Source organism: Nitrospira sp. BLG_2, from assembly GCF_049222245.1.
Genome location: NZ_JBLYIG010000148.1, coordinates 1 through 1,547, shown reverse-complemented (window position 1 = coordinate 1,547; position 1,547 = coordinate 1). Strand labels below are relative to the sequence as shown.

Genomic DNA, 1,547 nt, shown 5'->3' with positions numbered 1-1,547 from the left:
TCGACCTGGAAGTGGAGTTTCTTAATCTTATGCCCGGTCGATACAGCGTGACGCTTTTCCTTGGCGCTGTTGGCCCGCTGTTCCAGGATCTGCTGGATCATTGTGGAGCTTTGGAAATCGAGCCGTCGGACTTTTACGAGTCGGGGAGAGGGATCGAAAGTCGATTTGGGCTCGTATTTATGCCGTTCAAGTGGCAACAGGCCTGCCCCGTGGAATCTGTTGCAGCCTCCATGCGTACTGGATCCTAAAGGAGTGAAAGCGAGTAGCGCCGCAGCGATACAGTCTTCAACGTCAGAGGTCGTTATGGGTGGACAATTCCCTCGAGTCAGCATCGGCATGCCGGTGTACAACGGTGAGCGGTATATTGAGCAAGCAATAGAATCCATATTGGCACAAACATTCAGTGATTTTGAGCTGATCATATCGGACAATGCATCGACTGATCGAACAGCCGATATTTGCAGGATTCATGCTGTAAGGGATCGGCGAATACGCTACTCTCGGAACGAGACCAACATAGGGTATGGTCGTAATCAGAATCTAGTTGCGGAGTTGTCCTCTGGAGAATATTTCATGTGGGCGCACCATGATGACGTGCGTGATCCACAGTGTCTCGAACGATGTGTTGAGATCCTCCAAAAGAATCCTTCCATTGTGTTGTGTTACACCTATACCAGGGATATTGATGAAACTGGACAACTTCTGCCAAGGGTCGATCCTCCGTTGAACCTCCATTCAGTTAGAGCGAGGGACCGCTTCCGCGATATTATTCGAATGGATCACATCTGTGAACCTGATTTTGGACTTATAAGAACGAGCATCTTAAAGAAGACAGGCCTGCATGGGCATTACGCCGATTCCGATCGGGTATTCTTAGCAGAACTTACTCTCTATGGTCCATTTCACCGGATTCCAGAATATTTATTCTTCAGAAGAGCGCATGCCCTTCAGTCGACCGCGCAGCACTCGGATAGACAAGGGAGGACTCGCTGGTTTGACCCTACCAAACTAGGGAAACTAGTGTTTCCACACTTTAGACAGTTTCGAGAATACCTCTGCGTCATCGGCCGCGTACCGCTTCCCTGGAACGAAAAAGTCGATTGCTACGCGTCCATGATGAAGTGGGTTCACACCAACCACAGACGTTTGTCGGCGGATCTTACGGTGGCCACAAAGGATGTTCTGCGACCGTTTGTTAAGGCTCTCGTCAACTGAGAGAAGGAATACCATGGAATCGACCACTCATCCCTACTGTCGTAATGTCGGGGTGATCGCATTGCCCTATCATGACTGGAGCGAATATTGGAAAACTCCGCACCATGTCTTGGCGCGTCTCGCCCGATACTTCCGGGTGGTCTGGGTCCACAATGTTCCTGAGTGGCGTGAAGCACTCTCTCAAACACGAGCGATTCCCCCCGCATCCTTTCCGGAACCTTCATGGCCGGGATTTCAAGTGTATTAACCTGAGCGCTGGCTTCCCACATTCCAGCGTCCCAAGTGGTTGGTAGATTTCACATTTAACGAACGCCTGAGACGAGCACGACGAA

The 1,547-nt window shown here is 50.5% G+C and carries 3 protein-coding genes; all 3 read left to right on the top strand.

The window, feature by feature from the left end; all coding sequences use genetic code 11:
• Positions 1-248 (top strand): hypothetical protein (locus ACOSYY_RS04185; protein ID WP_421661014.1); only part of this gene is annotated, 248 nt, incomplete at its 5' end.
• A gap of 55 nt (positions 249-303) precedes the next feature.
• Positions 304-1,215, top strand: coding sequence for a glycosyltransferase family 2 protein (locus ACOSYY_RS04180; protein ID WP_421661013.1), 912 nt, complete (start codon positions 304-306; stop codon positions 1,213-1,215).
• 13 nt (positions 1,216-1,228) lie between these two features.
• Positions 1,229-1,462, top strand: a complete 234-nt coding sequence (locus ACOSYY_RS04175; RefSeq protein ID WP_421661012.1) for a hypothetical protein — start codon at positions 1,229-1,231, stop codon at positions 1,460-1,462.
• The last annotated feature ends 85 nt before the right edge of the window (positions 1,463-1,547 follow it).

What these genes read in the sequence shown, in the direction of transcription:
- ACOSYY_RS04180 (WP_421661013.1), top strand. Translation starts at nt 304, where the DNA reads ATGGGTGGACAATTCCCTCGAGTCAGCATCGGCATGCCGGTGTACAAC.
- ACOSYY_RS04175 (WP_421661012.1), top strand. Translation starts at nt 1,229, where the DNA reads ATGGAATCGACCACTCATCCCTACTGTCGTAATGTCGGGGTGATCGCA.